This window comes from Clostridium sp. CCUG 7971 (genome assembly GCF_017590215.1).
Classification (GTDB): domain Bacteria; phylum Bacillota; class Clostridia; order Peptostreptococcales; family Peptostreptococcaceae; genus Faecalimicrobium.
Map to the genome: position 1 here is coordinate 37,554 of NZ_JAFFPK010000044.1, position 23,170 is coordinate 60,723.

Below are 23,170 nucleotides of genomic sequence, written 5' to 3' on the forward strand. Positions count from 1 at the left end.
TTATAGTTTTTTTAATTCTAATTCTTCGCTTTTTTAGTATATACATAACTACATATTGTAGCTGTCAATGGTGAAACTATTACAAGTCCTATACATCCAACAAAAGTCTGAAGTATTTCTGATGATATAAATCTAGTATTTAATATACTTAAAAGTGGCGTTCCTTGTGCCATATATACCATCATAACCCCAATAAAACTACCCATATACGCCAATAATAATGTTGTTGTTTGAGATCCAACTATTGATTTACCTATAGTTATCCCCGATAATAATATTTCTTTTTTACTTAATTTAGGGTTTTTATCTACTAACTCATCAATTGATGCTGATATATCTATTGCCAGATCTAATATAGCTCCAGAACATGATAAATAAATTCCTGATTGATATATTAATGTTAAATTTAAATCTTGAAATCCTGAATATAATAAAGACTCCGACCATTGCATTACTGTACCGTGAATCTTAAATATATTACCAAAGATTATTGCCAAAATACAGGTTACCAAAGATGCAAACACAGACCCAAGTATTGCACAATACGCCTTTTTAGTAAATCCTCCCACTAAAATTAAAGTTACTGTTGATATTAAGATACCTATAACAAGTGCTAATAAAATTGGATGATAACCTTTAAGTAGCATGGGCACAAATAGCTTTAATATACAAATTAATGTGAATGCAAAAGATATTACAGTTCTTATTCCTGTACTTCCTGAAAAAATCACAAGAACAATAACAAATAAACTAATTAGAATAACTTCTAAATTTAATCTATAATGGTCAACCATATTTGCAAATACTATATTTCCGTCTTTTGATTTTTCGAGTAATATAAATGCTTTATCCCCTGCATTAAATATTTTATCAGTTTCAAGTGACCCAGTTAGAAGATTTACTGCTCTTACTTTTTTCCCTTTGAAGTCTCCGCTTAATATTTCTACTTCACAAATTTGATCTCCTTGCTTTATTAATCCAGTATCATAAATAGCTGATTCATCCGTGCTTAATACTTGTGCCTTTACACCTTCCGCATTAGTATAAATTTGTTTTTCAAATCCTGTTGGTATAAGTAGTAATATACATATTGCGATTATACATATTATAGAAAATATAATATTTTTATTATGTAATATATTATTATTTTTTAATAGTTTTATCATTATTTTAATCCACAAACCTCTACTAATTTATTGAATATATCTGTATTGTCGTAAGATCCTGAGAATTTATCTGCTCCTGCACCCATTGCATATACCGGTACTGGTACACCTGTATGTGAATATGATGTCCATCCTATCCCTGCTTTATTATTTATTATATGAGTTAAAGTTACTGATAGTGGGTCATATCCACCATATAGAATTTCACTTTCTGTGCTTTTATCTCTTGAATCTTCATCCTTCATACTTTCTTCAAATGCCTTAGTTAATTTTTTGTATTCATAATCTGATAAAACTAAATTTACATTTTCTTTTTTCTTAGCATCTTTATCAGTTGATGTTATAAGCCCAAAGTTTTCTTTTATTATAGGTAATAGATCTTCTAATTTAGCTTTATCTTTAGGTTTTTTTTCTTTATATTTATTAATTAATTCATCAAATTCTACATAAGACATTTTTTGATTTTTTAGTATATCAAAAGCAGTATCATATCCCGTAGTAGCTTGACCTATTGACATTCCACCTGTTTCATGGTCTCCTGTTACAAGTATAAGAGTTTCTTCTGGATGTTTATTTGCAAACTCTATAGCTACATTAACAGCATCACTTAATACTTCTACATCTTTTATATTACTCATAGCATCATTTGCATGCCCTGCCCAATCTATCTTACCTGATTCAACCATCATAAAAAAACCATCTTCATTGTCCATTACATCTATTCCCTTTTTTACAAAATCATCTAATTTTAAACTCTCTTCTTTTGCATCTAAGTTATATGACATAGCTGATGAATCTTGTAGTTCTGGATTTATAGCATATACTTTTCCTGAATCACTATTTAGAGACATTATTTTATTTTTATCGTTAGTTACTTTATAACCATTTTCCTTCATGACTTCAAATATATCTTTTTGATTTCCATCTTCTCCTTTTGGACTTATTAATGATCCCCCTGCAAAATAATCAAAGTCACTATTAGCCATTTGTGTTGCTATATCATAGTAATCACTTCTTGATGCTACATGAGCATAAAATGCCGCTGGTGTTGCATGATCTAGTGATACACTACTTACTACTCCTATTTTGTAACCTTCTTTTTTAAGTTTTTCAGTTATACTCTCTGGCTTAGTTTGTTTATCTGCTTTTAATCCAATAACGCCACTATGGGTTTTTATTCCACTTGAAATCGCTGTTGCTGTTGATGCTGAATCCGGCGCAAATGAAGTTGCATCTTGGGTCGTAGCACTACCTACCACTGGGAATTTAGTAAACTCCAATCTCTCAACCTCAACTTTATTACTATTTTTTATTGTTCCATTATATACTTGTGCTGCATTTACTTGAGTATAAGACATTCCATCACCTATAAATGTAAATATATACTTAGGCTTTTTTGAAGTAGCCTGTGTTATTTGTGGTGAGCCATTTTGTACATTTTTACTTTCATCAGTTTTTACTCCACACCCTGTCAATGATGAACCTATAAGTAATATTGATAATCCTAATACTGCTAATTTCTTTGGTCTTTTCATTATTTTCCCCCTAATTATGTAATTATTAATATAATACCTTTTTCAATTATAATTATAGGAATAATATGTTAAATAATTATTATGTTAAGGTTAATACATAGTTAAGTTTGTTAAATATTAACTTTAAAACATGAAAAAAGCAAACTTTATTAAAGTTTGCTTTTTTATAGATTACGATTTTTAAATAATCTATTTTAGTATTTATCTATATTAAAATAATTATATATTATGCTTATTAATTGTCTGATGCTACGTCGTCTAATATATGACTTTCCGATATATATGATAGTAAACTAAGACCATACATAACAAATACTAATGCTGCTGTTATTAGTACAATTGCCATTTTCTAATCCCTCCTTTTAATAATATTATATCCATCTTATGTGAACTAATTATGAATTTTATTTGAATATTATATATTTTTTCTTATTTTAATGTTAAATATAATATCTTTTTAATTTTATACTATATTTTCAATTTATATACATTATAATCCTATTTTGTATTTCATTGCTAGTTAAGATATTGTAATCTTTTTATTTTAATTTAAGTTTTTATTTAAAAATAAATTTTCTATTTATTCAAAATTTATATATTATTTTTTTTAAAATTATAGTATAATCAAATTATTACTAGGTAATAATATTAAGTATTATAATCTAGTTCTTGAACATTATACGGAGGTGATTATAATGAAACCATTAATAATCGGTGATTTAGTAGCAAAAGTTCCCGTTATACAAGGGGGAATGGGTGTTGGTGTATCTAGATCATCTCTAGCAGCAGCTGTAGCTAAAGCTGGAGGAATAGGTGTGATCTCTGGTGCTCAAGTAGGTTATGACGAAGATGATTTCGAGAAAAATACATTAAATGCAAATTTAAGAGCTTTAAAAAAACATATAATTAAAGCAAAAGAAAGCTGCCTAGATGGAATTATAGGTGTGAATCTTATGGTAGCTATGAATAATTATGAAGAACATGTAAAACAAGCTATAGAAGCTGGAGTAGATCTTATAATATCTGGTGCGGGGCTTCCAACTAAACTTCCTTCATTTGTAAAAAATAGTAAAGTTAAAATAGCTCCAATAGTTTCTACTTCTAAAGCTGCTAGTGTTATTTTAAAGATGTGGGATAGAAAAGAAAAAACTACTGCTGATTTAATTGTAGTTGAAGGACCTAAAGCAGGTGGACATCTTGGATACACTAAATCTGAACTAGAATCTATTAGTGTTGATGATTATGATAAAGAATTTGAAGAAATACTTAAAGTAGCTAAAACTTATGGTGAGAAATATAACAAAGAAATACCTGTAGTTGCTGCAGGTGGAATTTATACTGGAGATGATGTAGCTAAATATATAAATCTTGGTGCTAGTGGTGTCCAAGTAGGAACTAGATTTGTTACTACTTATGAATGTGATGCTCACGAAAACTTTAAAAATACATATATAAACTCATCGAAAGATGATATAAATATCGTAACAAGTCCAGTTGGTATGCCTGGTCGAGCTATAACAAACAAATTTATAGAAACAGTTTCTGTAAATCGTCCAAAAATAACAAAATGCTATGATTGTTTAATTCCTTGTAATCCAAAAAATACACCTTATTGTATATCGCAAGCTCTTATAAATGCTGTTAAAGGTGATATTGATAATTCTCTACTATTCTGTGGAGAAAATGCTTATAGAGCTGACAGATTGTATTCTGTCGATGAAGTTATAAAGGAATTAACATGTAAATTATAGATATATTAATTTTAGCTTTAATATTTAGACCTTAATTTTTGCAATACTCCTATCCTAAGGTCCTATATAGTTTATTTAAAAGCTAAAAATAAAAAAAGGAATACTTAAAATAAGTATTCCTTTTTCTATATTAACTATATTTATGACTTAAATACATTTTCAACTTCTTTAAGTACTTCTCTTATTTTTATATGTTGAGGACATTTTGCTTCACATTTTCCACACTCTACGCACCTAGATGCATCATTTCCTTCTTTTACTAATATATTATTATATATTTCTTTAGATACAGAAACATTGTCAAACATAGATGCATTGTTTAAAAGCTCAAAGCAGTTCGGTATGCTAACATTTACTGGGCAAGGAATACAATACTTACATCCAGTACAATTTACCTTTATTTTTGATTTAAATTCATCTCTTAATTTATCTAAAGTTTCTTTTTCCTCTGGTGTCATTGAGTTTTCAATACCTTGAGTATCTGCTATTTTTAAATTATCAATTACTTGTTCCATTGTTGACATACCACTAAGAACTACTCCTATATCTTCTTTGTTGTATAAGAATTTAAATGCCCACTCTGCCGGTGTTTTTTTAACCTTTGAATTTTCTATTATATCTTCTATTCCTTTTGAAAGGTTGTTTACTAATGCTCCTCCACGAAGAGGCTCCATTATTACAACACCTAAGTTTTTACTAGCTGCATATAATAATCCTTCTGTTCCAGCTTGGTAATCTTCATCTATATAGTTATATTGTATTTGAGTGAAATCCCAATCATAATCATCAACTATTTCTTTATATAAACCTATCGTATCATGAAATGAAAAGCCTATATGTTTTACTAACTTTTCTTTTTTTATCTTATCTAAAAACTCAAATAGCCCATATCCTTTAATTGTTTCGTAAGTTTCAACATTTAAATTATGAACTAGGTAAAAATCAATATATGAAGTTTGAAGTCTTTCTAACTGATCATTTAAATATTTATCCATATCTTCTCTACTCTTTACAAGCCATGTAGGAAGCTTAGTTGCAAGTTTAACTTTTTCTCTGTATCCTTCGCTTAAAGCACGACCTACAAATGCTTCACTTTCTCCATCATGATATATATACGCTGTATCTATATAGTTTACCCCATTATCTACAGCATGCCTTACCATTTTAGTAGCTTCTTTTTCATCTATTTTCCCCTCTATTTGTGGAAATCTCATACATCCAAATCCAAGTATGGAAACTTCTTCATTAGTCTTACCTAATTTTCTATATCTCATATTCTTCTCCCCCAAGATTATTTATTCCTTAATTATATAATACTATATTTTTTAAATATATTTAAACTATTCTGTAAAAATGATAAATATAATAGAATACTATTTCTAAAATTAATAATAATATTAATTTATTTATGGTTTAATCCAAGATAATATTTGATTTCCAAAACTTTTACTAAAAAATCTATAGAAATAATACTTTTGCTTTAGATAATGTTTTTATATATAATTCTATTTATTAATAAAATCTCTTATAATATTTATCTAATTTATTAAAATAATAAAAAAATGGGTTAATAGCTTAATAAATAAGGTATTAATTTTAAAAAAATGCAATAACTATATATCAGATATTGATTTATATCCAAGGAAAGGGTATTATGTTTAAAGGGCCTAAAAACATTAGGCCTAAAAACTTGCTAATAAAAATTATAGGAGAGTGATGGAAAATGGACTTTAGTCCCTGGCGGCTAATAAGTTTAAAACATCACTTATTATTATCTTAAATCAAACTAATTTCTTTATTTCAATTATATAAATTAGTTATTTAATGAATAATATTAAGTGATGAGATTTATATAAAATTGAATAAAGGATGTGTTGCCATGATAAGATATTATAAGACTATTGAAAATAAATTGGAAAAGCTTAGTTCTTTTGAAAATGGCTGTTGGATAAATCTTGTTGAACCAAACCAAAGTGAGATCAATGAAATTGCTACTTTATTAGATATTGATATAGAAAGCATTAAATCAGCATTAGATGAAGAGGAACGTTCCAGAATAGATATTGAGGACAATCATACTCTTATACTTATAGATATTCCAGTAGATGAAAGTGATGAAAAATCATCTCACTACTCTACTATACCTCTTGGTATTATAATAGTTAACGAATCGATCTTAACAGTTTGTACTGCACAAACTAAGATTTTAAATGACTTTATAGTAGGTCATGTTAAAGATTTCTTTACTTTTAAGAAAACTCGTTTCATACTTCAAATTCTTCACAAAAATGCTACTTATTATCTTCATTACTTAAGAAGAATAAATAGAATGACAACGGTGATAGAAAAAGAAATTTATAAGTCGATGAAAAATAAAGAACTTATTCAACTTTTAGAACTTGAAAAATCATTAGTATACTTTTCTACTTCTTTAAAGGCAAATGAACTAGTTTTAAATAAAATGGTTCGTACCCCTAGTATAAAAAAATATTCTGATGATGAAGATTTACTTGAAGATGTTATCGTTGAAAATAAGCAGGCCTTAGAGATGGCTACAATATATGGCGATATACTAAGTAGAATTATGGATGCTTTTAGTGCAATTATAAGTAATAATCAAAATAATGTAATGCAGTTTTTAACTTCTGTTACACTAATCTTTTCTATCCCAACTATCGTATCAGGATTTTTCGGTATGAATGTTGGAGGTATACCTTATGGAAATGACCCAAATGGATTTTGGATTGTAATGCTTATTACTACGCTAATTGCCTTAGTAATTACATTTTTAATGTCTAGAAACAAGTTATTATAAATATTTTATTATTTTTATATATTAGTTGCAATTTTTTCCATTTTGAAATATAATAATTAATATAAATTTATATTTTTCCCTGAAGGGGAGTAGCTTACACAAAAGTGTGTAATCAATCGTCATTTCAGTGTATAACACTCGGTTGATTAACAAGTTAATTTACTTGATAGCAAGACCTTCAAAACAAATGTTTAATATTTGTTTTGAAGGTTTTTTTAATTTTAATTTTCGGAGGTATGATTTATGAACTATATTTTTTTAATTGTTGGTTTTATATTGCTTGTGAAAGGTGCTGATATTTTTGTTGATGGTTCTTCAAGTATTGCAAAGATATTAAAAATTCCGCCTATTATTATAGGGCTTACTATCGTTGCTTTTGGTACTAGTGCTCCTGAAGCTGCAGTTAGCATTACCGCATCAATAAATGGTCAAAATGGTATGGCTATTGGGAATGTAATCGGATCAAATATTTTTAACTTATTAATGGTAGTAGGAGCTTCTGGATTTATTAGTACTTTATTAGTTGAAAAATCTATTTTATCTAGAGAACTTCCATTTGTTCTAATTACATCTATATTATTAATTGTTTTATCTGCTGATATATTTATTTCAGGTTCATCTTCTTATACACTTAGCCGTATGGATGGTGCAATATTATTAATTCTATTTGCTGGATTTGTATATTATTTAGTATCTTCTGCTCTTAAATCTAGAAATTCATCTTTAAATGATGATGAAACCTCTTTAGATATTGAAGTTATAGATAGAGACATTATTGTACAACAAAAATCTTCTCCTATGTCAAAGTCTATATTTTTATCTGTCGTTGGAATATTAGCTATAATATTAGGTGGTAAAATAGTTGTTGACTGTGCATCAAATATAGCATCTAGCTTTGGTATTAGTGACCAACTAATCGGTCTTACAGTAGTTGCTATAGGTACATCTCTTCCTGAATTTGTTACATCCATTGTTGCTGCTACAAAGGGAGAAAGTGATTTAGCTTTAGGTAATGTTATAGGTTCTAATATATTTAATATATTATTTGTACTTGGTATATCAGCACTTATATCTCCAATGATTATTGACCCTAAGTTATTTATAGACGGAGCAATTATGATTATAGCTACAATAATAACCTTCCTCTTTGCTTATAGAAAAAATAATGTAAATAAATATGAAAGTTTAACATTAATGATATTATATGTTGCTTATATGGCTTATTTAATTATGACAGCATAAGATTTTATATTGATTTTTTAGGCAATTTAATATAAAATCAAATTATAAATTTATTTTCATTAATAAATTACACTATGATGGTAATTAGCAAGTTTATACTTGATGGAATACCTTCAAATCAGATATTTCACATCTGTTTTGGAGGTTTTTTTATGGTACTATTCATTTTAGCTTATAACATAATTGTTTTTGGGGGTATTATTTATGGACTATATTTTTTTAGTGCTAGGATTTGTCTTATTAATAAAAGGTGCTGATGCTTTGGTTGATAGTGCGTCGAATATAGCAAAAGCTCTTAAAATTTCTCCTATTTTTATAGGACTTACTATTGTTGCTTTTGGTACTAGTACTCCTGAGGCTTCCGTTAGCATTATTGCATCATTAAACCATCAAAATAGCATGGCAATTGGAAATGTAGTTGGTTCTAATATATTTAATTTATTAATGGTAGTAGGTACTACTGCATTTATAAAAACTTTATACGTTGAAGAATCTATTTTGCATAAAGAGTTTCCATTAGTCCTAACTGCATCATCTTTAATGTTACTTCTATCTTTAGATATGTCACTGGGTTATTTTGATGGATTTATATTATTATTATTATTTGTTATGTTTTTATTTTATTTAATGCGTATATCTCTTACCCCTGGTAATTTTTCTTTATTGAATAAAGAAATTTCTATATCTATAGATTCGGATACTATTGCCATTGATAAAAATAAATCTATTTTTAAATCTATAATTTTAACAATAGTAAGCACTGTAGCTATACTCTTCGGAGGTAAAATAGTGGTTGATTCTGCTTCTTCTATTGCAAGTACTTTCGGTGTTAGTAGTCAATTGATTTCTGTTACAATAGTAGCTATTGGTACATCTCTACCTGAGTTTATTACATCACTTACAGCTGCTACAAAGGGTGAAAGTGCTTTAGCTCTTGGTAGTGTTATTGGTTCTAATATGTTTAATACTCTATTTGTACTTGGAATGTCTGCATTTGTATCACCTATGAATGTAGAGCCTAAATTAATCATTGACGCTATATTTATGATTGTATCCACTGTTATACTATTTATATTTGCATATAGAAAAAATGATATAAGTAAATATGAGAGTCTAACCTTAATTGGATTATATCTTTGTTATATTACATATTTAATTATGAGTACATAAAAAGGATGATTTGACCATCCTTTTTTATGTACATTACTTTTCTATTATCATATCCATTATTAATCCTTCAAACATATCTTCTAAGTTTTCATTAATATCTAATAAGTAGTCTGGCACACACTCTTCTTCTTCTTCAATGCTTACTTCCTCTATTTCAAATGGTGCAATCAATACTTCATCAAAGTTTATATTAATAGTTGGAATACTTTTTACTATCTCCATACATCCATCGTATCCTTCATCTGCTAAGGAAGAATACATATCTAATCCTTTTTTATAATATATTCCAGCTAACATATACTCACATTTTTTATTTCCCAGTTTATATCCTTCACTATAATACTTTTCAGCTTCTGAAGAATCATTTAACTTAAGGCTTAACTGACCTAAATTATATATAGATTCAACACATTGTTTAGCCCTACCTTTTTCATACCAATATTTAGAATTTATATAATCTTTATAATAAATATCGTATATCACACCTAACATATGTTGGGCGTATGTATTATCTTCATTTGCAGGAGATTCAAACATAGACTTTGCTTCTTCATAGTTTTCACCATTAAAATAAATTCTTCCAAGATGTATTTTTGAATTTAAATGATTTTGCTTACTTGATATTTCAAAATACTTTTTAGCATTTTCACTATCATCTAGTTCTTCATATATACATCCTAACTTATAACCTGATTCTACATCTTTATTCTCTAAAGCCTTCTCATACCAAACTATAGCTTCATCAAGATGGTTATCATCTTCATATAGTCTAGCTAGCTTAATTTGACATGATAAAGTATTAGAGTTTCTTAAATAGTAAGAAATGGCTCTTTCCATATCTCCATTTTTTAAATAAAGATCACCTATATTTTCAATTGCACAACTACATCCATCCATAATTGCTTCTTCATAATACTTTATAGCATTATCAAAATCATCTTCTTCAAAATAAAGACCTGCTAAATTATTCTTAGCTTCAACCATATTATTTTCTGTAGCCATTTTATAATACATTCTTGCATTTTCTATTTCATTTCTTTTATTATACAAATTACCTAATCTATACTTAGATAACGCATGATTTTTCTCTATTGCTTTTTCATAATACTCTATAGCTTCCTCATGGTCTTCTTCTCTATCATAAATATATGCTAATCTATGTTGAGATAAAGTATCTTCTTGATCTGCACTTTTTGCGAAATATTTCTTAGCCTCTTCAAAATCCTCTTCTATTTCCATGATCAACCCCATATTAAAGCACCCTTTTACATGTCCTGCCTTGTATAAATGCTTATATAGGCTTATCGCACTTTTTATATCTTTTTCACTTTGATTTAACACAGCTAAATTATATTTACAATCTTCATCTAAAAGTATTGACCCTTTTTTGTAATACTCTAAAGCTTCATCTTCTCTTCCTAAAGTAGTGTATAATACACCTAGATTAAAGCATGCCTTTCCAAAGTTAGAATTAGAACATTCTTTTAACCACTTTTCACTTCTTGCATAATCTTTTAGCTTAAAATGTGATACTCCTAAATTATTTTGAGCTTTTACATGACCTAAACTAGCTACTTTTTCATACCAATAAATAGCATATTCGTATCCTCCTGCTTCAAAATACATATTACCTATATCAAAAGCTGCTTCATCATATCCATTTTTATAAGCCATATTGTACCATTTTTCAGCTTCATTATATTGTCTTTTATCATAATATATATTTCCTAAAGTATATTGAGACTTTACATAGTTATCACTAGCTGCTATTTTATATGATTCTATAGCATTATCTAGTTTTCCCATCTTTTCATACACAGTTCCTTTGACATGATATACTTTAGGGTCATTTGATAAATTTTTTATTTTTCCTATTGAAAATTTCGTACTTTTCATATCATACTCCCTATCTATTTTACAACTTATCCATTAATATATCTAATTATATAACATAATTCATTTTATTCTTTATTATATTTCTATTGTAATTATATTGTAATAATAAGTCTAACGCAATATTTATATAGTTTTATTACGCAATTGTTATATTCTATTATAACCATACAGTATAATGTTATGTATAGGGGCATGTACATATTCTATATATTTCAATTACAGTATTTTTATGATTCCAATAAAAAAATTATCAGTATTGTGTAAATTTAATCATTTAATCCATTATAAGTTATTATAGATAATTTCTATACTTTTAGATTTAAATCAGAATGATTAAGATTATATTTATGTATTTTAAATTTAATAACTTCAACTACTATAGAAATAAAAATAAGGCTCAAACTAAGCCTTATTTTTCTACATTCATCACATATATTTTCATCCATTGTAGTAGTTTTAACATATTTATTTTTATTAAAATAATAAAAAAATTATTTTTAAAAATCTTACTTCGTTTTTTGTAACATATAAATAAAAGAGAAGATATTATACAAAAAATAAAAATATATATAGCTACTGATTTTAGACTTCCTACACCTAAAACTGCATTTTCAGGTGTTATTGTTTCTTCTTGGTCATTAATAGAAGATAAGTAAATACTTTGTAGTACAAAGTTACCTTGACCAACTGATTTAGATGGTGAAATTTCAACCTTAGAAATATTTGAAGAATCTATTTTTCCCTTAAATTCAGTAAGTGGAATCATAAGTGTTGAAAGTGGTGTAAAATTTGAATACATTGTCTTAGCATATTCATCCTTAACAGGTATAAGCGCCATTTTACCTGGTTGATACTGTAATGCAGAGCTATCTAGTGGTGTAGAGATAGTATGCGATGCACCATTTTTATCAATAAGTGTTATATCGATTATCTGATTTATACCTTTATTAAGAGGATTTGTTGAATCTTGCATTATCTCAAAACTAAGGGTATTAAATTTTGTGAAATCATTATTCTCTAAAATTTTATAGCTAACTTTATCATTTGCATTTTTAAAATCAAGTAAAACAAGAGGATAATAGTCTGATAATCCTGGTAATCTTATATTTCCAGCAGTATGCTTTTGTTTGTCTTTACTTGCTATAATTTTTTTGTAATTTCCAGAGAAATTTTTAAAATCAGATTCAGAATTTGCATCAAATAGTTTATTACTATTTCCCTTAATAAAACTCATTAAGACCTTTTTATTATATAAAGTTCCATCCTTACTAACTGATATTTTAGATAGATTACCTTTATCTATAGCGGATTTAGAAAAATCAACAATATATTTACTAGCAAAAGCTCGTTGCTCATTGCCAGGCATAGGTTCTTTTAGTGTATTACCTTTATCATCAACAAATGAATTATCTTGCTTAAAAATAGTACTATTAAAATTATTATGATTAGCAGAATATAAATATATTAGTTGAAGGTCTTTTTCTCGTTTTTGTAAGCGCATTGTATCAAAAATTTGACGTCCTTCTAATGTATGAACATCTCCATCAAGTTGAGGTAATACAATCCCAGTAGGAATATCAGGATACTTTTTAAAAGATGACCAATAGTTTGCTGGTGCTATTGAAATGTTTCCTTTAACATTAAGACCCATCTCTTTCAATATTTCATAACCTAAAAATAAGTTTTGCCCTCCTCTTGAGTGCCCCACAAGAATAATATTATTAAAATCAATTTTATCTTTCATATCAAAACCATATATATTATTAGTAGTATCTTTATTAACACTATCTAAAAGGGATTGCACATGTTTTTTAAAGATTTTACTAAATAAATCTTTTTGTGCTTCATAACGTTTATCTTTATCAGAATCCATAGAATCTAAAGAATATACCGGGGTCAAATTCATTCCAAGTGACACAAATCCTTCATTTGCCAATGCTTTCATATTTTCTGAAAAACCAACATCAAAATAAGTTGATATTCCATTTCCTTGATATGAACCATGTAGAAAAATTACAAGAGGCAATTTTTTTCCATCAGGAACAGAAATAGAACCAGTGTTATTATATGTCATATATTTTGAAGTATCTTGCTCATCTAATATGTTATACATCTTATCTTTCAATAAATATTTATCTTTACCTAAGTTATAAGTTGCTACATCATTATACTTATATTCAGGTGGAGTAACAATAAATGTATCCATAAGATTAGATTCTACAACATTAGTGGTATTCATTTTCTCAAAAACACCCATAGGTACATATATTTGGTTATTCTCTTCATAATATTTATCTTTTATCAAGGTTCCATTTACACTAACTTGATGATTAGTTTTATCAAAAGTTATGTAGTCTTGTTTATCCTTATATGAAATAGTGTATTTGAATGTATTATTTTTTGAATCTTTAGATTCAACTCCTCCTAATTTTTTCATAACAGGGTTTAGGGAAAAGTAAAATACATCTCCTCCTTCAGTGATTGTTTCAAAACTATCTCCCCCAATCATCAAAGAAGCATATATTTTAGATGGCGAAAATGTAATTACTGTGATAAAACTCAGTAAAAAAATAAATAGATATTTAGTCTTTTTAAGCATTTTTTCTCCTTTCAGATGTTAGTTTTAATTATTTAGATATTTTTATTTATTTGCAACTATAAATAATAAAAAATATCCCGTCATTATATAGACGCTCATGACTGTTAAAAAGTTTTTTTGAAAGTAATATATTTTATAAATAAAGTTAAGTGAATGCACTTATAAGTTATTCGAAGGTAATAATAAACAAGGATAGATATAAAAATAAAATATCTAAAGTTTATCTATTTAAAATACTAAGAAACTCTAGTCTTTTTATTGTTGTTCTTCTATACTTATAATATTAAAGCTTGTACCATCATATATTTTTTTATTTTCTAAAATATCAATTTTTAAATATAATATACACGAAAACGCAACTGTATATGTTAGTATGAATAGTATAGATTTATAATATTTTCTTTTTAGTGTAAATAACATAGATACACGTATAACCCAAGGAAAAACCATCAGTAGCAATGATATAATAAAATATTCTAAATTATAATCATTGTAAATTATAATTTTCAAACAAAAATAATAATAATAGACCATCAAAGGTACAATTAAGAGTAAATATTTATAATTACTTTTTATTTTTTTCATTTTATCCTCCATTCTTAGCAGTAAAGTATATAAATAAGAATCCTATTAAAAATTTCAACTAATATTCATCTTTTTACTTACTTTTTGTCTATTTCTTTTAATATGCAATAGTTTTTATAATAATCGCTTATTAATCTCTCTACTATAAAAACACATATTACCGCTGATATATAAATTAGCATTTAACCTCATTTACTTTTGCTAATTTAAAGTTTAAATAAATTATATAAATTATTTGTTAAGTAGTATTATCATAATTGTAAATAAATTGTAAAATTTATATTATTAAATATCAACTATTTGTATCCTTAGGAATACTTAAATATTTAGTTATATATCCGTTCTTTACTATTTCATGACTATTAATAATTAAATTAACTATATAATATTATATCTAGGGGGTATATTTTATGAATTTCAGGAATATTTTTATGCAAGTATTAGTTTTATTTTTATTAATTTTAGTTGGATATCTAGCAAGGAAAAAGAGTTTATTAGATGAACATTGTACTTCAAAATTATCTTCTCTCATAATGAAGATTTTTCTACCCTGTACAATAATATCTTCTATGCAGATAGACTATAGCTCTGATATGATTGGTAAAATAATAAACTTATTAATTATTTCTGTAGTCATGTATTTAATATCATTTTTAATTTCTTATCTACTAAAATTTATTTTTAAATACGATGATAATTTAGGAATTTATCAATATGTAATAGTATTTTCTAATGTTGGATTTATGGGGTACCCTGTAGTTGAAGCTGTACTTGGAAGCGAAGCTATTTTTTATACTGCAATATTTAACTTACCATTTAATTTACTTACAATAACTCTTGGTAGCCATCTTTTATCTAAAGATAAAAATGATTATTCATTTTCCATAAAATTGCTTATAAATCCAATTATAATATCCATATTTATAGGACTATTACTTTTTATATTTAGCGTTAAATTGCCTATATTTTTAAATCAACCAATCAAAATGCTAGGAAGTATTACTACACCACTTTCTATGTTAGTTATAGGTAGTATGCTTTGTGCTTCTTCTGCTTATGATTGTTTTTCTAATAAAAAACTTCACTTTGTAACGCTTATAAGGCTTATATTACTTCCTTTACTTATCTACTATTTATTTAAAGGGCAAGTTGAAGATAGCATGATTTTAGCTATTCCCATTGTTATATCATCTATGCCTGCTGCTGCAAATACAGCCATAATGGCTAGTGAATATAAATCCAATACAGCACTTGCTTCTCAAGCTGTATTTTTTACAACATTATTTTCTATAGTAACTATTCCATTAATAAGTATGTTCTTATTAACTTAGACATAATTTTATAATTTAAATATTTTCCTTATTATGGTATCTTATATATAAAATATGAAATAATACTAGTATGTTAGATAGGAGGAATTTATATGGATATAGATTTAATTTTTAAAATAGTTTTACTTATAGTTGTTATAGGTATATCTCTTAAAGCTATAAAAGCTATTACAAGTCTTGTGTTTAAAATTGCGCTAGTTGCATTTGTAGTTTTATTATTTTATAAAATATTTACTGGTATGTAATTTATGCTATAAATTTAAAGAGACTATTATAAATATAGTCTCTTTATTAATTAATTAAATTTTCATTGTATCTTCCCATAATATATTCATCTACATATCTACCATTTCTAATTGTCGTATATTTTTTCTTTCCTTCCACTATAAATCCAAGTGATTTATATAAATTTATTGCTTTATCATTATCACAAAGTACACCAAGTTCTATTCTTACTAACATGAGCCAATTATCTGCTATATCTAAAAGTTTATTTAATAATTTTTTGCCTATACCCTTACCTTGATATTTTGTATGTACACTTATACCTACGCTAGCGCTATGTCTAAGCCTAGGAGAACTTTCTACATTAAGAGCTGCCATACCAACTATTTTATAATCATTATCTTCTTTTATTTCTGCTACAAATATATAATCATTTATGCTAAGATTTAATGTTTTTTCCCTAATTTTATCTTCTCTTTCGCTAGGCATTGCTAATGTATTTTCCATAACACCTTCCATTGTTCTAAGTTCTACTACTTGTTTAGAATCTTCTATTTTTATAGGTCTTATAATTAAATCCATAAATCTCTCCCCCTTAAATTTATATAAAAAATACTATCAAATTTTAGTTTAAAGATTTGATAGTATTTTAATGTAATTTCCTAAGTTTTCTATTTAAATATCAAATATAATTTATATTTACTTTGAGTTTTCTAATTGGTATTGGTTGAAATATCTATTAAATTCTTTATCCATATTTTCTAAAATATTTAATATTTCTTCATTATATATATTTATATTCTCAATATAATATGTATTTTCATCATCTTGATAGTTATTAAGTTTGTCATTATCAGAAATAAAATTTAAATTTTCAGTATTTGTATTAATTTCATTTTTAGCAACTTCATTAGAAATACCCTTTTCTCTTACATAGAATTTATCTACTATTAAATCTTGATATTTATCAGCTTCTATGTCTTTATATTGACTTTTAACTTCATATTCAAAGTCTTCATTCAATTCAAGTTCAGATAATAACTCATAACCTGTATTTATATTACCTTGAGTTATATTTCTAGAAAAAGCTAATCTTCTAGATTCTATAATGTATTTCCCTTTTCCAAATTTCTTATCTAGTTCATCTTGTGCATATTTTTTTAACTCATCTGCTGATATTTTATGACCAGCATTTAACTCTCCAAGCTCTACATCTGGAAATAAACTTAATTGTCTTACACTATCATCATTAGACTTAAGGAAAAATTCAGGTGTATATATTACTTCTATATTATCAATCATATCTTTAGGTTTTTCTACTTCAGGTAATTTTTCTAATAAAATATTTCCAACTATTGAATACTTTGGTTGTTTTATATCTTTAGAAACCATAGGAAATGTAATATCTTTGCCATTTACTAATTCAACTAAAGTTTCTGAGTATCCTTCTTTAAGATGAGTACCATCTTCAAATCCTTTTACCTTGTAAATATTATTGCCAACAGAATAATTAACTCTAGTTTGTATTAAATCTATAATTTTTTCATATTTGATAGTTTCTCCTGGTTTTACACCCCATTCAAAAAATGGTACCATAAGAAGTAATTCCTTAGTTTTTTCATCTATTCCATCGACATTTATAACTAAGTATGGGTCTTCTCTTTCTACATAAAGTCCACTTTCTTTCCTTCCTTTTAATTCATCTGCACTACTAATTTCTAAACGATCCTTACCTTGGTAATTTTCATAAGCTAATGCAGTGACTGAATTTCCTAGTATTAATATACCTGTTGTTGCTATTATAACCATATTTTTTCTTAATTTAAACATAATTACCCCCAATATATTCTATAATTTTAAACCTATTTAATATTATCGTATTAAATAAGAATAACTTAATATTATTTTTAAAATTTAATTAATTTTCAATTAATTTATAAATTTAATCTAAAAAAAGAACTACATTACGTAATCCTCACTAGTCATTAGAATATTTTATTAAAATCATTAACGTTACAGTTTTTAAGTCTAAGTAAGCTTCTATTTGTGGAATATATCTAATTTTTTCTAAAAAATGATATATACTAATGTTTTTTATCTATAATTTTTCATCATCAATACATATTAAGCTATACTTTATTTTTGAGTATATATAAATAGCCTAACATCAAAGCTAGACTATTTAATAATATTATTTAATTTATTTGTGTAAGTTGTAGGAGTTGCACTTACCAATACTATTACTTACATATTAACCATAAAGGGATCCCTGGTTTAAATATATGCTTAAATTTATAAAAAAATATTTTTTATTTACTTTTTAAGCTAATTTAAATTTTCAAGTATATATTTTAATCCATTTATAGATATACATAATGCTAAAAACGATATAAGTAACCATATATATTTGGGCCATTTAACAACTCTATTTATAATTTTTTCACCATTACTTAATATTAAATTTAAAATTTTTTCTGAGTAAACCATTTTTATACCTCCTATAAAGTATACAATACTACTTTTTTAAGAGATTTTCACAAATTATAACACACTGTAATAATTTGTAATTTATTGTAATATTTTGTAATAATTTGCATTTTATCTATCTGATATATTTAATAGTCATTATTTTTATTAATTTAAGATTTGCTAATTCATATTTTCATATAAACATTTTTAGCTTTATTCTAAAGCTGTTCGAACATAAAAATAACCTAACATAAAGGGTTAGGTTATTTAATAATGTTATTTAATTTATTGGAGTAAGTTGTAGGAATTATACCTACTAAAATGGCTACTTACATGTTAACCAGAAAGGTGGGGAGTTCCTGGGCTAAATATATCTTTAAATTTATAAAAAATATTTTTTATTTACTTTATAAACTAATTTAAGTTTTTAAATATGTTTTTTAATACGTTTATAGATATACATAATGCTAAAAATGATACAAATAACCATATACATTTAGCCCCTTTAATGTATATATTTAGAAATTTTTCACAGTTACTTAATATGCTTAACGTTAAATTTAAAAGTTTTTCTGAGCAGTCCACTATTATATACCTCCTACAAAATATATAATACCCTATTTGTAAATATTTTGTAATATTTTGTAATATTTTGTAATACTTGTAAAATATATATTTAATAATATTATTTAATTTATTATTGTAAGTTGTATGAGTTTCATCTACTTAAACTACTACTTATATATTGACCAGGAAGTTGAATCCTTGGTTTAATGTTTTTATTAGGGGTTTGGGGAGTATTTATATATATTTTTTTAAAGTTTAAACCAACTTTTAATTCCTCTTTCTCTATGTACGTAATATTGTTTGATTCCATTTTTGAGTACATATGATTTTATACCTAGTACCCTTGCATATATACATACTATAGGACTTCTTAGTCTACCTTGAGAACATCCTATTACTACTTTTTTTGTTTTATTGTCTGAAATAGTTATTAGATGTTTTTCTATTACGCTTCTATTTTTTATCAATCCACATAGTATTATCGGTATCGCAAAGTATATATTTTTTTTTAAAATATTATGTTCTTTTTTACTTATAACTGGTACATTATACTGACACAAAGGCATTACTTTATGCTCTTCTTCACTTCTAACATCTATTAATTTTTCACTTTTTATATTTTCTAAGCTTATAAACATACTTATATCCACCTTTTTATATTTAATGGTAATCATTTTATAGTTAAATCATTTCATTATAATCACTATTTAATATCATTACGCATATATTTAATTGTACCACTTTTTAAAACTTATTTATTTCCTTAATTTTTAGTATATTCTGTGAATTTCTTTTTATCGAGATGGTTATAATACAAGTAGACTTTCAAACTTAAAACCGTCTACAGTTGTCTTCAACTCTGTTAGCCCCAGCTAACTTATAATGTTAGCTGGGGCTAACTTTTTATAAATAATTATTTATATATCATTAATCTAATAGCTTGCTAATACACTGTATCGAAAAATAACGTTTATCAAATTACTTTTTTATGTAGATTATTTTGAATAACTTTTACGTATCCGGTTATATTATGTATAGGTTATCAAGTACAGTATATATCTGTTATAAAGTAAGGATTGATCTCCCTACTTTTAAAGTTCCAGCTAGCATTATTTGTTAGCTGGTTTGATTTTTGATAAGTTATATTTCTATGAATCAATTAGATTTTAATAAGATTCGATCTGTAACATATTTAATTATTTTTCATATAAATTATTATGAGGCTAAATAGTCTTATAATGATTTTAGAGTATAATTTGTTATCATGTCCTGGGACTATATTTAATTATATATTCACTCCCTCAAATATATTGAATCAGTTAACTTTATTTAGTTATCTGATTCAATATATTTTTTGTTATATTTACATATTCCCAATAATTCCTTACATTTGATTCAAATTTAGGTATTTCCAAAACTCTTATCTAAGTTCTCCTCAATAGCTATATCTCTATGATTAGTTATTTGTTTAAATACTTCATAGTTAACCCTAATTAATTCCATCTTTAGTTAGTTCTCTTTCTATACATTTTTTGTATTTTCAATACGTATATATAATCTTTTGTTTTTTATATACTGTATATAAATATCTTCAACTTTATAGATATTTTAACTGCTGTTTTTATAATTATTTTTTTATTTAATTATTTTATGTTATAATCTTTTATGGAATATAAATCCAAATTTAATTTAAAAGGTGGACATAATATGCAAATCGAAAAAATTAAGCCTTTATTATTTGAACAAATAAAAAAAGCATTTCATCTAACTAAAAAATTTCATGACATTTTATTAGATCATATTCTAAATCACGAAGAAGATTTTAAGATTCAATCAGCAATGCTTTGCTTAAACGAAGCATCTACTTGTATCAACTCTGCTTCTTTAATCTATTTTGCCAATTATAAAAAAGGTGATTGGCCAGAATTTGAAGAGGTTTTACATAAGTTTGAAACTCTTAATAATGAATTTATAAATGCTTATTCTATTAACCATGATTTACAATGGGTCGTTCTCGAATATAACAGCTTTTTAGAATCTTATAAAAGATGTGAAAAATATTTTAATTAATCACATATATCTTTTAGCTCTTGAACTGAATGTTCTTGAGCTTTTCTATAAAACAATCGGTATATTTGAATCGGCCATAAAATAAAATCGCCACCGAAATTCATATTTTTAATGAACGGTGGCAAATCGGTGGTAAAACGTATATATCTTATAAAATAATTTATTTAAATTATTGCAATTACTTACTTTACAGTTTTTAAATCTAAGTAAGCTTCTATTTGTGGAATATATAACATATCATTATCCTTCATATGAGTATTCCCAAATTCTCTAAGCTCTAATCCTTCTTTATCTTTAGTTATTTTATACTTTATAACTTCATTATCTTCATTTATAGTAGCATGAAAAAATGTTCCTTCATATTGTTTAAATCTAAAATCAAAATTATCTCTACTAAGTTTTATAGTTATATTACTCATAATATATCCTTTCATATTGTATATTATTTGAAATTTATTACATTATATCATAGGTAATCTATTTCATCAAAATATATATTGCTTTATACTTATAGTATATATCATTATCAAATATTTATATTCTATTTAAAGAGGTGAATTATGAGCAAAAAATATAAACTTTTTTCATTACTGTTACTACCACTAGCTTTATTACTTAACTATATAGCCTCAAAATATCCTGAATTAATAGAGACTTATTATTCTCTTTCAATCAATAAGTTTATGATACAAACTTTAAGTAAAATTTCAGGAATTTTTCCTTTTTCTACATATGAAATTACCATTTATTTAATAATTTTTATTGTATTAATTTTTATAGTACAATTGCTTTATATGTTATTTAAGAACTCTGTTAAACTGAAAAGCTTTTTAGTTAATTCTCTTTTAAACTTATTATCTATTTTATCTGTAGCTTATTTTTTATTTATTGTTTTATGGGGATTAAATTATAATAGACTTCCTCTTTCTACAACTCTTATAAATAAATATAACTTAGATAAAGGTAAAAATATCTATCAAATAAATTATAATAATGAAGACTTGATAAATTTATATAAGTTTTTAATAGAAAAAACTAATGAAACTAGAAAACTGGTTTTAGAGGATAGTAATGGCATTATGAAAAACAATTCTGATTACAAAAGCCTAATGTCTAGAGCTCAATTAGGATATATTAAATTATCCGATATAATTCCTAATGCCGATAGTAGCTATTCTAAGCCTAAATATGTTATATCATCAAACTTAATGTGCTATACAGGTATAACAGGTATATATTTTCCGTTTACAGGAGATGCCAATGTTAATATAGCAGTACCTGATATGTATATACCTTCTACCACTCTTCATGAAATGGCTCATCAAAGGGGCTATGCTAGTGAAGATGAAGCTAATTTTATAGGCTACTTGGCATCTATAAATCACCCAGATATAGATTTTAATTATTCTGGATATATACTTGCTCTAAATCACACTGCATCAACACTTAGTAAAGTAGATTCTAATACACTTGTAGAGCTTAATAAAACCATATCTAGTGATGTTAAAAAAGATTTAATTAATAATAATAACTTTTGGAAAAAGTATGAAGGTAAAGTAGAAAAAGTTTCAAATGATTTTAACAATGCATATTTAAAGTCTAACGGTATCGAAGAAGGAGTTCAAAACTACGGCAAAATGGTTGAGTTACTTTTAACTTACTACAAACTTTACCCTGAATATTAATTTATAAAAATGATATAGTATAATTAATAAAATTATCTAGATTAAATTAATACTTAAATAAAAA

Annotated in this window: 21 protein-coding genes; 9 read left to right on the top strand and 12 right to left on the bottom strand. The window is 25.7% G+C overall.

What is annotated here, in order from left to right:
• Positions 1 to 17: 17 nt before the first annotated feature.
• Together JWF52_RS06450 and JWF52_RS06455 are read right to left on the bottom strand one after the other, a co-directional pair.
• Positions 18 to 1,166: a YibE/F family protein gene (locus tag JWF52_RS06450; RefSeq protein WP_208332671.1), complete on the bottom strand. Its 1,149-nt coding sequence runs from the start codon at positions 1,164 to 1,166 to the stop codon at positions 18 to 20.
• Positions 1,166 to 2,701 (bottom strand): alkaline phosphatase, encoded by a 1,536-nt coding sequence (locus tag JWF52_RS06455; protein ID WP_208332673.1) that lies wholly within the window; start codon positions 2,699 to 2,701, stop codon positions 1,166 to 1,168. Before JWF52_RS06455 ends, JWF52_RS06450 begins: the two co-directional genes overlap by 1 nt.
• 689 nt (positions 2,702 to 3,390) lie before the next feature.
• Here JWF52_RS06455 and JWF52_RS06460 point away from each other — a divergent pair.
• A complete protein-coding gene (locus JWF52_RS06460) occupies positions 3,391 to 4,452 on the top strand; it encodes an NAD(P)H-dependent flavin oxidoreductase (protein WP_353654886.1) in 1,062 nt (353 codons plus the stop codon).
• Positions 4,453 to 4,592: 140 nt separating this feature from the next.
• On the opposite strand, the gene JWF52_RS06465 is transcribed toward JWF52_RS06460, so the two are convergent.
• On the bottom strand, positions 4,593 to 5,726 hold the full coding sequence (locus JWF52_RS06465) for an aldo/keto reductase (RefSeq protein ID WP_208332678.1): 1,134 nt from the start codon (positions 5,724 to 5,726) through the stop codon (positions 4,593 to 4,595).
• A 605-nt stretch (positions 5,727 to 6,331) separates the two neighbouring features.
• Between JWF52_RS06465 and JWF52_RS06470 the strand changes: the two genes are divergently transcribed.
• From JWF52_RS06470 to JWF52_RS06480, 3 genes are all read left to right on the top strand, one after another.
• Positions 6,332 to 7,267 (top strand): magnesium transporter CorA family protein, encoded by a 936-nt coding sequence (locus tag JWF52_RS06470; RefSeq protein ID WP_208332680.1) that lies wholly within the window; start codon positions 6,332 to 6,334, stop codon positions 7,265 to 7,267.
• 243 nt (positions 7,268 to 7,510) lie between these two features.
• Complete coding sequence (locus JWF52_RS06475) at positions 7,511 to 8,509, top strand: calcium/sodium antiporter (protein WP_208332686.1); 999 nt, start codon at positions 7,511 to 7,513, stop codon at positions 8,507 to 8,509.
• Positions 8,510 to 8,713: 204 nt separating this feature from the next.
• Positions 8,714 to 9,679 carry a calcium/sodium antiporter gene (locus JWF52_RS06480; protein WP_208332687.1) on the top strand — a complete coding sequence of 322 codons (966 nt, stop codon included), beginning with the start codon at positions 8,714 to 8,716 and terminating at the stop codon, positions 9,677 to 9,679.
• A 33-nt stretch (positions 9,680 to 9,712) separates the two neighbouring features.
• Here JWF52_RS06480 and JWF52_RS06485 read toward each other — a convergent pair whose 3' ends face one another.
• The 3 genes from JWF52_RS06485 to JWF52_RS06495 all read right to left on the bottom strand — a co-directional run bounded on the left by JWF52_RS06485 (position 9,713) and on the right by JWF52_RS06495 (position 14,759).
• Positions 9,713 to 11,575, bottom strand: a complete 1,863-nt coding sequence (locus tag JWF52_RS06485; RefSeq protein ID WP_208332688.1) for an SEL1-like repeat protein — start codon at positions 11,573 to 11,575, stop codon at positions 9,713 to 9,715.
• Between the two features lie 409 nt (positions 11,576 to 11,984).
• Positions 11,985 to 14,012: an alpha/beta hydrolase family protein gene (locus JWF52_RS06490; protein WP_208332689.1), complete on the bottom strand. Its 2,028-nt coding sequence runs from the start codon at positions 14,010 to 14,012 to the stop codon at positions 11,985 to 11,987.
• A 417-nt stretch (positions 14,013 to 14,429) separates the two neighbouring features.
• Positions 14,430 to 14,759: a hypothetical protein gene (locus JWF52_RS06495; RefSeq protein WP_208332690.1), complete on the bottom strand. Its 330-nt coding sequence runs from the start codon at positions 14,757 to 14,759 to the stop codon at positions 14,430 to 14,432.
• A 410-nt stretch (positions 14,760 to 15,169) separates the two neighbouring features.
• Between JWF52_RS06495 and JWF52_RS06500 the strand changes: the two genes are divergently transcribed.
• Together JWF52_RS06500 and JWF52_RS06505 are read left to right on the top strand one after the other, a co-directional pair.
• Positions 15,170 to 16,090: an AEC family transporter gene (locus JWF52_RS06500; RefSeq protein ID WP_208332692.1), complete on the top strand. Its 921-nt coding sequence runs from the start codon at positions 15,170 to 15,172 to the stop codon at positions 16,088 to 16,090.
• Positions 16,091 to 16,182: 92 nt separating this feature from the next.
• Positions 16,183 to 16,335, top strand: coding sequence for a hypothetical protein (locus JWF52_RS06505; protein WP_208332694.1), 153 nt, complete (start codon positions 16,183 to 16,185; stop codon positions 16,333 to 16,335).
• 46 nt (positions 16,336 to 16,381) lie between these two features.
• Here the strand turns inward: JWF52_RS06505 and JWF52_RS06510 are convergent, their stop codons facing one another.
• Positions 16,382 to 16,897, bottom strand: a complete 516-nt coding sequence (locus JWF52_RS06510) for a GNAT family N-acetyltransferase (protein WP_208332696.1) — start codon at positions 16,895 to 16,897, stop codon at positions 16,382 to 16,384.
• Positions 16,898 to 17,014: 117 nt separating this feature from the next.
• Entirely contained in the window at positions 17,015 to 18,124 is a 1,110-nt protein-coding gene (locus JWF52_RS06515; RefSeq protein ID WP_502711245.1) for a hypothetical protein, read from the bottom strand.
• Here JWF52_RS06515 and JWF52_RS19855 point away from each other — a divergent pair.
• Positions 18,075 to 18,185 carry a hypothetical protein gene (locus tag JWF52_RS19855; RefSeq protein ID WP_502711246.1) on the top strand — a complete coding sequence of 37 codons (111 nt, stop codon included), beginning with the start codon at positions 18,075 to 18,077 and terminating at the stop codon, positions 18,183 to 18,185. The genes JWF52_RS06515 and JWF52_RS19855 overlap by 50 nt on opposite strands.
• A gap of 455 nt (positions 18,186 to 18,640) precedes the next feature.
• Here JWF52_RS19855 and JWF52_RS06520 read toward each other — a convergent pair whose 3' ends face one another.
• The 3 genes from JWF52_RS06520 to JWF52_RS06530 all read right to left on the bottom strand — a co-directional run bounded on the left by JWF52_RS06520 (position 18,641) and on the right by JWF52_RS06530 (position 19,989).
• Positions 18,641 to 18,802: a hypothetical protein gene (locus tag JWF52_RS06520; protein WP_208332698.1), complete on the bottom strand. Its 162-nt coding sequence runs from the start codon at positions 18,800 to 18,802 to the stop codon at positions 18,641 to 18,643.
• A gap of 396 nt (positions 18,803 to 19,198) precedes the next feature.
• A complete protein-coding gene (locus JWF52_RS06525; RefSeq protein WP_208332699.1) occupies positions 19,199 to 19,369 on the bottom strand; it encodes a hypothetical protein in 171 nt (56 codons plus the stop codon).
• Positions 19,370 to 19,599: 230 nt separating this feature from the next.
• Positions 19,600 to 19,989 (bottom strand): rhodanese-like domain-containing protein, encoded by a 390-nt coding sequence (locus JWF52_RS06530; RefSeq protein ID WP_208332700.1) that lies wholly within the window; start codon positions 19,987 to 19,989, stop codon positions 19,600 to 19,602.
• A gap of 1,069 nt (positions 19,990 to 21,058) precedes the next feature.
• Here JWF52_RS06530 and JWF52_RS06535 point away from each other — a divergent pair.
• The gene (locus JWF52_RS06535) at positions 21,059 to 21,421 is read left to right on the top strand and encodes a hypothetical protein (protein WP_208332701.1); all 363 of its coding nucleotides are present in this window, start codon (positions 21,059 to 21,061) and stop codon (positions 21,419 to 21,421) included.
• Between the two features lie 182 nt (positions 21,422 to 21,603).
• On the opposite strand, the gene JWF52_RS06540 is transcribed toward JWF52_RS06535, so the two are convergent.
• Positions 21,604 to 21,840 (bottom strand): hypothetical protein, encoded by a 237-nt coding sequence (locus JWF52_RS06540; protein ID WP_286184031.1) that lies wholly within the window; start codon positions 21,838 to 21,840, stop codon positions 21,604 to 21,606.
• Between the two features lie 141 nt (positions 21,841 to 21,981).
• On the opposite strand from JWF52_RS06540, the gene JWF52_RS06545 reads away from it, so the two are divergent.
• Positions 21,982 to 23,106: a DUF3810 domain-containing protein gene (locus tag JWF52_RS06545; protein ID WP_208332702.1), complete on the top strand. Its 1,125-nt coding sequence runs from the start codon at positions 21,982 to 21,984 to the stop codon at positions 23,104 to 23,106.
• Positions 23,107 to 23,170 lie beyond the last annotated feature (64 nt).

Bases quoted from the DNA above. Each gene is read 5' to 3' on its own strand.
- JWF52_RS06450 (WP_208332671.1), bottom strand. From the start codon at position 1,166: ATGATAAAACTATTAAAAAATAATAATATATTACATAATAAAAATATT.
- JWF52_RS06455 (WP_208332673.1), bottom strand. From the start codon at position 2,701: ATGAAAAGACCAAAGAAATTAGCAGTATTAGGATTATCAATATTACTT.
- JWF52_RS06465 (WP_208332678.1), bottom strand. From the start codon at position 5,726: ATGAGATATAGAAAATTAGGTAAGACTAATGAAGAAGTTTCCATACTT.
- JWF52_RS06470 (WP_208332680.1), top strand. From the start codon at position 6,332: ATGATAAGATATTATAAGACTATTGAAAATAAATTGGAAAAGCTTAGT.
- JWF52_RS06475 (WP_208332686.1), top strand. From the start codon at position 7,511: ATGAACTATATTTTTTTAATTGTTGGTTTTATATTGCTTGTGAAAGGT.
- JWF52_RS06480 (WP_208332687.1), top strand. From the start codon at position 8,714: ATGGACTATATTTTTTTAGTGCTAGGATTTGTCTTATTAATAAAAGGT.
- JWF52_RS06485 (WP_208332688.1), bottom strand. From the start codon at position 11,575: ATGAAAAGTACGAAATTTTCAATAGGAAAAATAAAAAATTTATCAAAT.
- JWF52_RS06490 (WP_208332689.1), bottom strand. From the start codon at position 14,012: ATGAAAAAATTAGGAGGAGTTGAATCTAAAGATTCAAAAAATAATACA.
- JWF52_RS06495 (WP_208332690.1), bottom strand. From the start codon at position 14,759: ATGAAAAAAATAAAAAGTAATTATAAATATTTACTCTTAATTGTACCT.
- JWF52_RS06500 (WP_208332692.1), top strand. From the start codon at position 15,170: ATGAATTTCAGGAATATTTTTATGCAAGTATTAGTTTTATTTTTATTA.
- JWF52_RS06505 (WP_208332694.1), top strand. From the start codon at position 16,183: ATGGATATAGATTTAATTTTTAAAATAGTTTTACTTATAGTTGTTATA.
- JWF52_RS06510 (WP_208332696.1), bottom strand. From the start codon at position 16,897: ATGGATTTAATTATAAGACCTATAAAAATAGAAGATTCTAAACAAGTA.
- JWF52_RS06515 (WP_502711245.1), bottom strand. From the start codon at position 18,124: ATGGTTATAATAGCAACAACAGGTATATTAATACTAGGAAATTCAGTC.
- JWF52_RS06520 (WP_208332698.1), bottom strand. From the start codon at position 18,802: ATGGTTTACTCAGAAAAAATTTTAAATTTAATATTAAGTAATGGTGAA.
- JWF52_RS06530 (WP_208332700.1), bottom strand. From the start codon at position 19,989: ATGTTTATAAGCTTAGAAAATATAAAAAGTGAAAAATTAATAGATGTT.
- JWF52_RS06535 (WP_208332701.1), top strand. From the start codon at position 21,059: ATGCAAATCGAAAAAATTAAGCCTTTATTATTTGAACAAATAAAAAAA.
- JWF52_RS06540 (WP_286184031.1), bottom strand. From the start codon at position 21,840: ATGAGTAATATAACTATAAAACTTAGTAGAGATAATTTTGATTTTAGA.
- JWF52_RS06545 (WP_208332702.1), top strand. From the start codon at position 21,982: ATGAGCAAAAAATATAAACTTTTTTCATTACTGTTACTACCACTAGCT.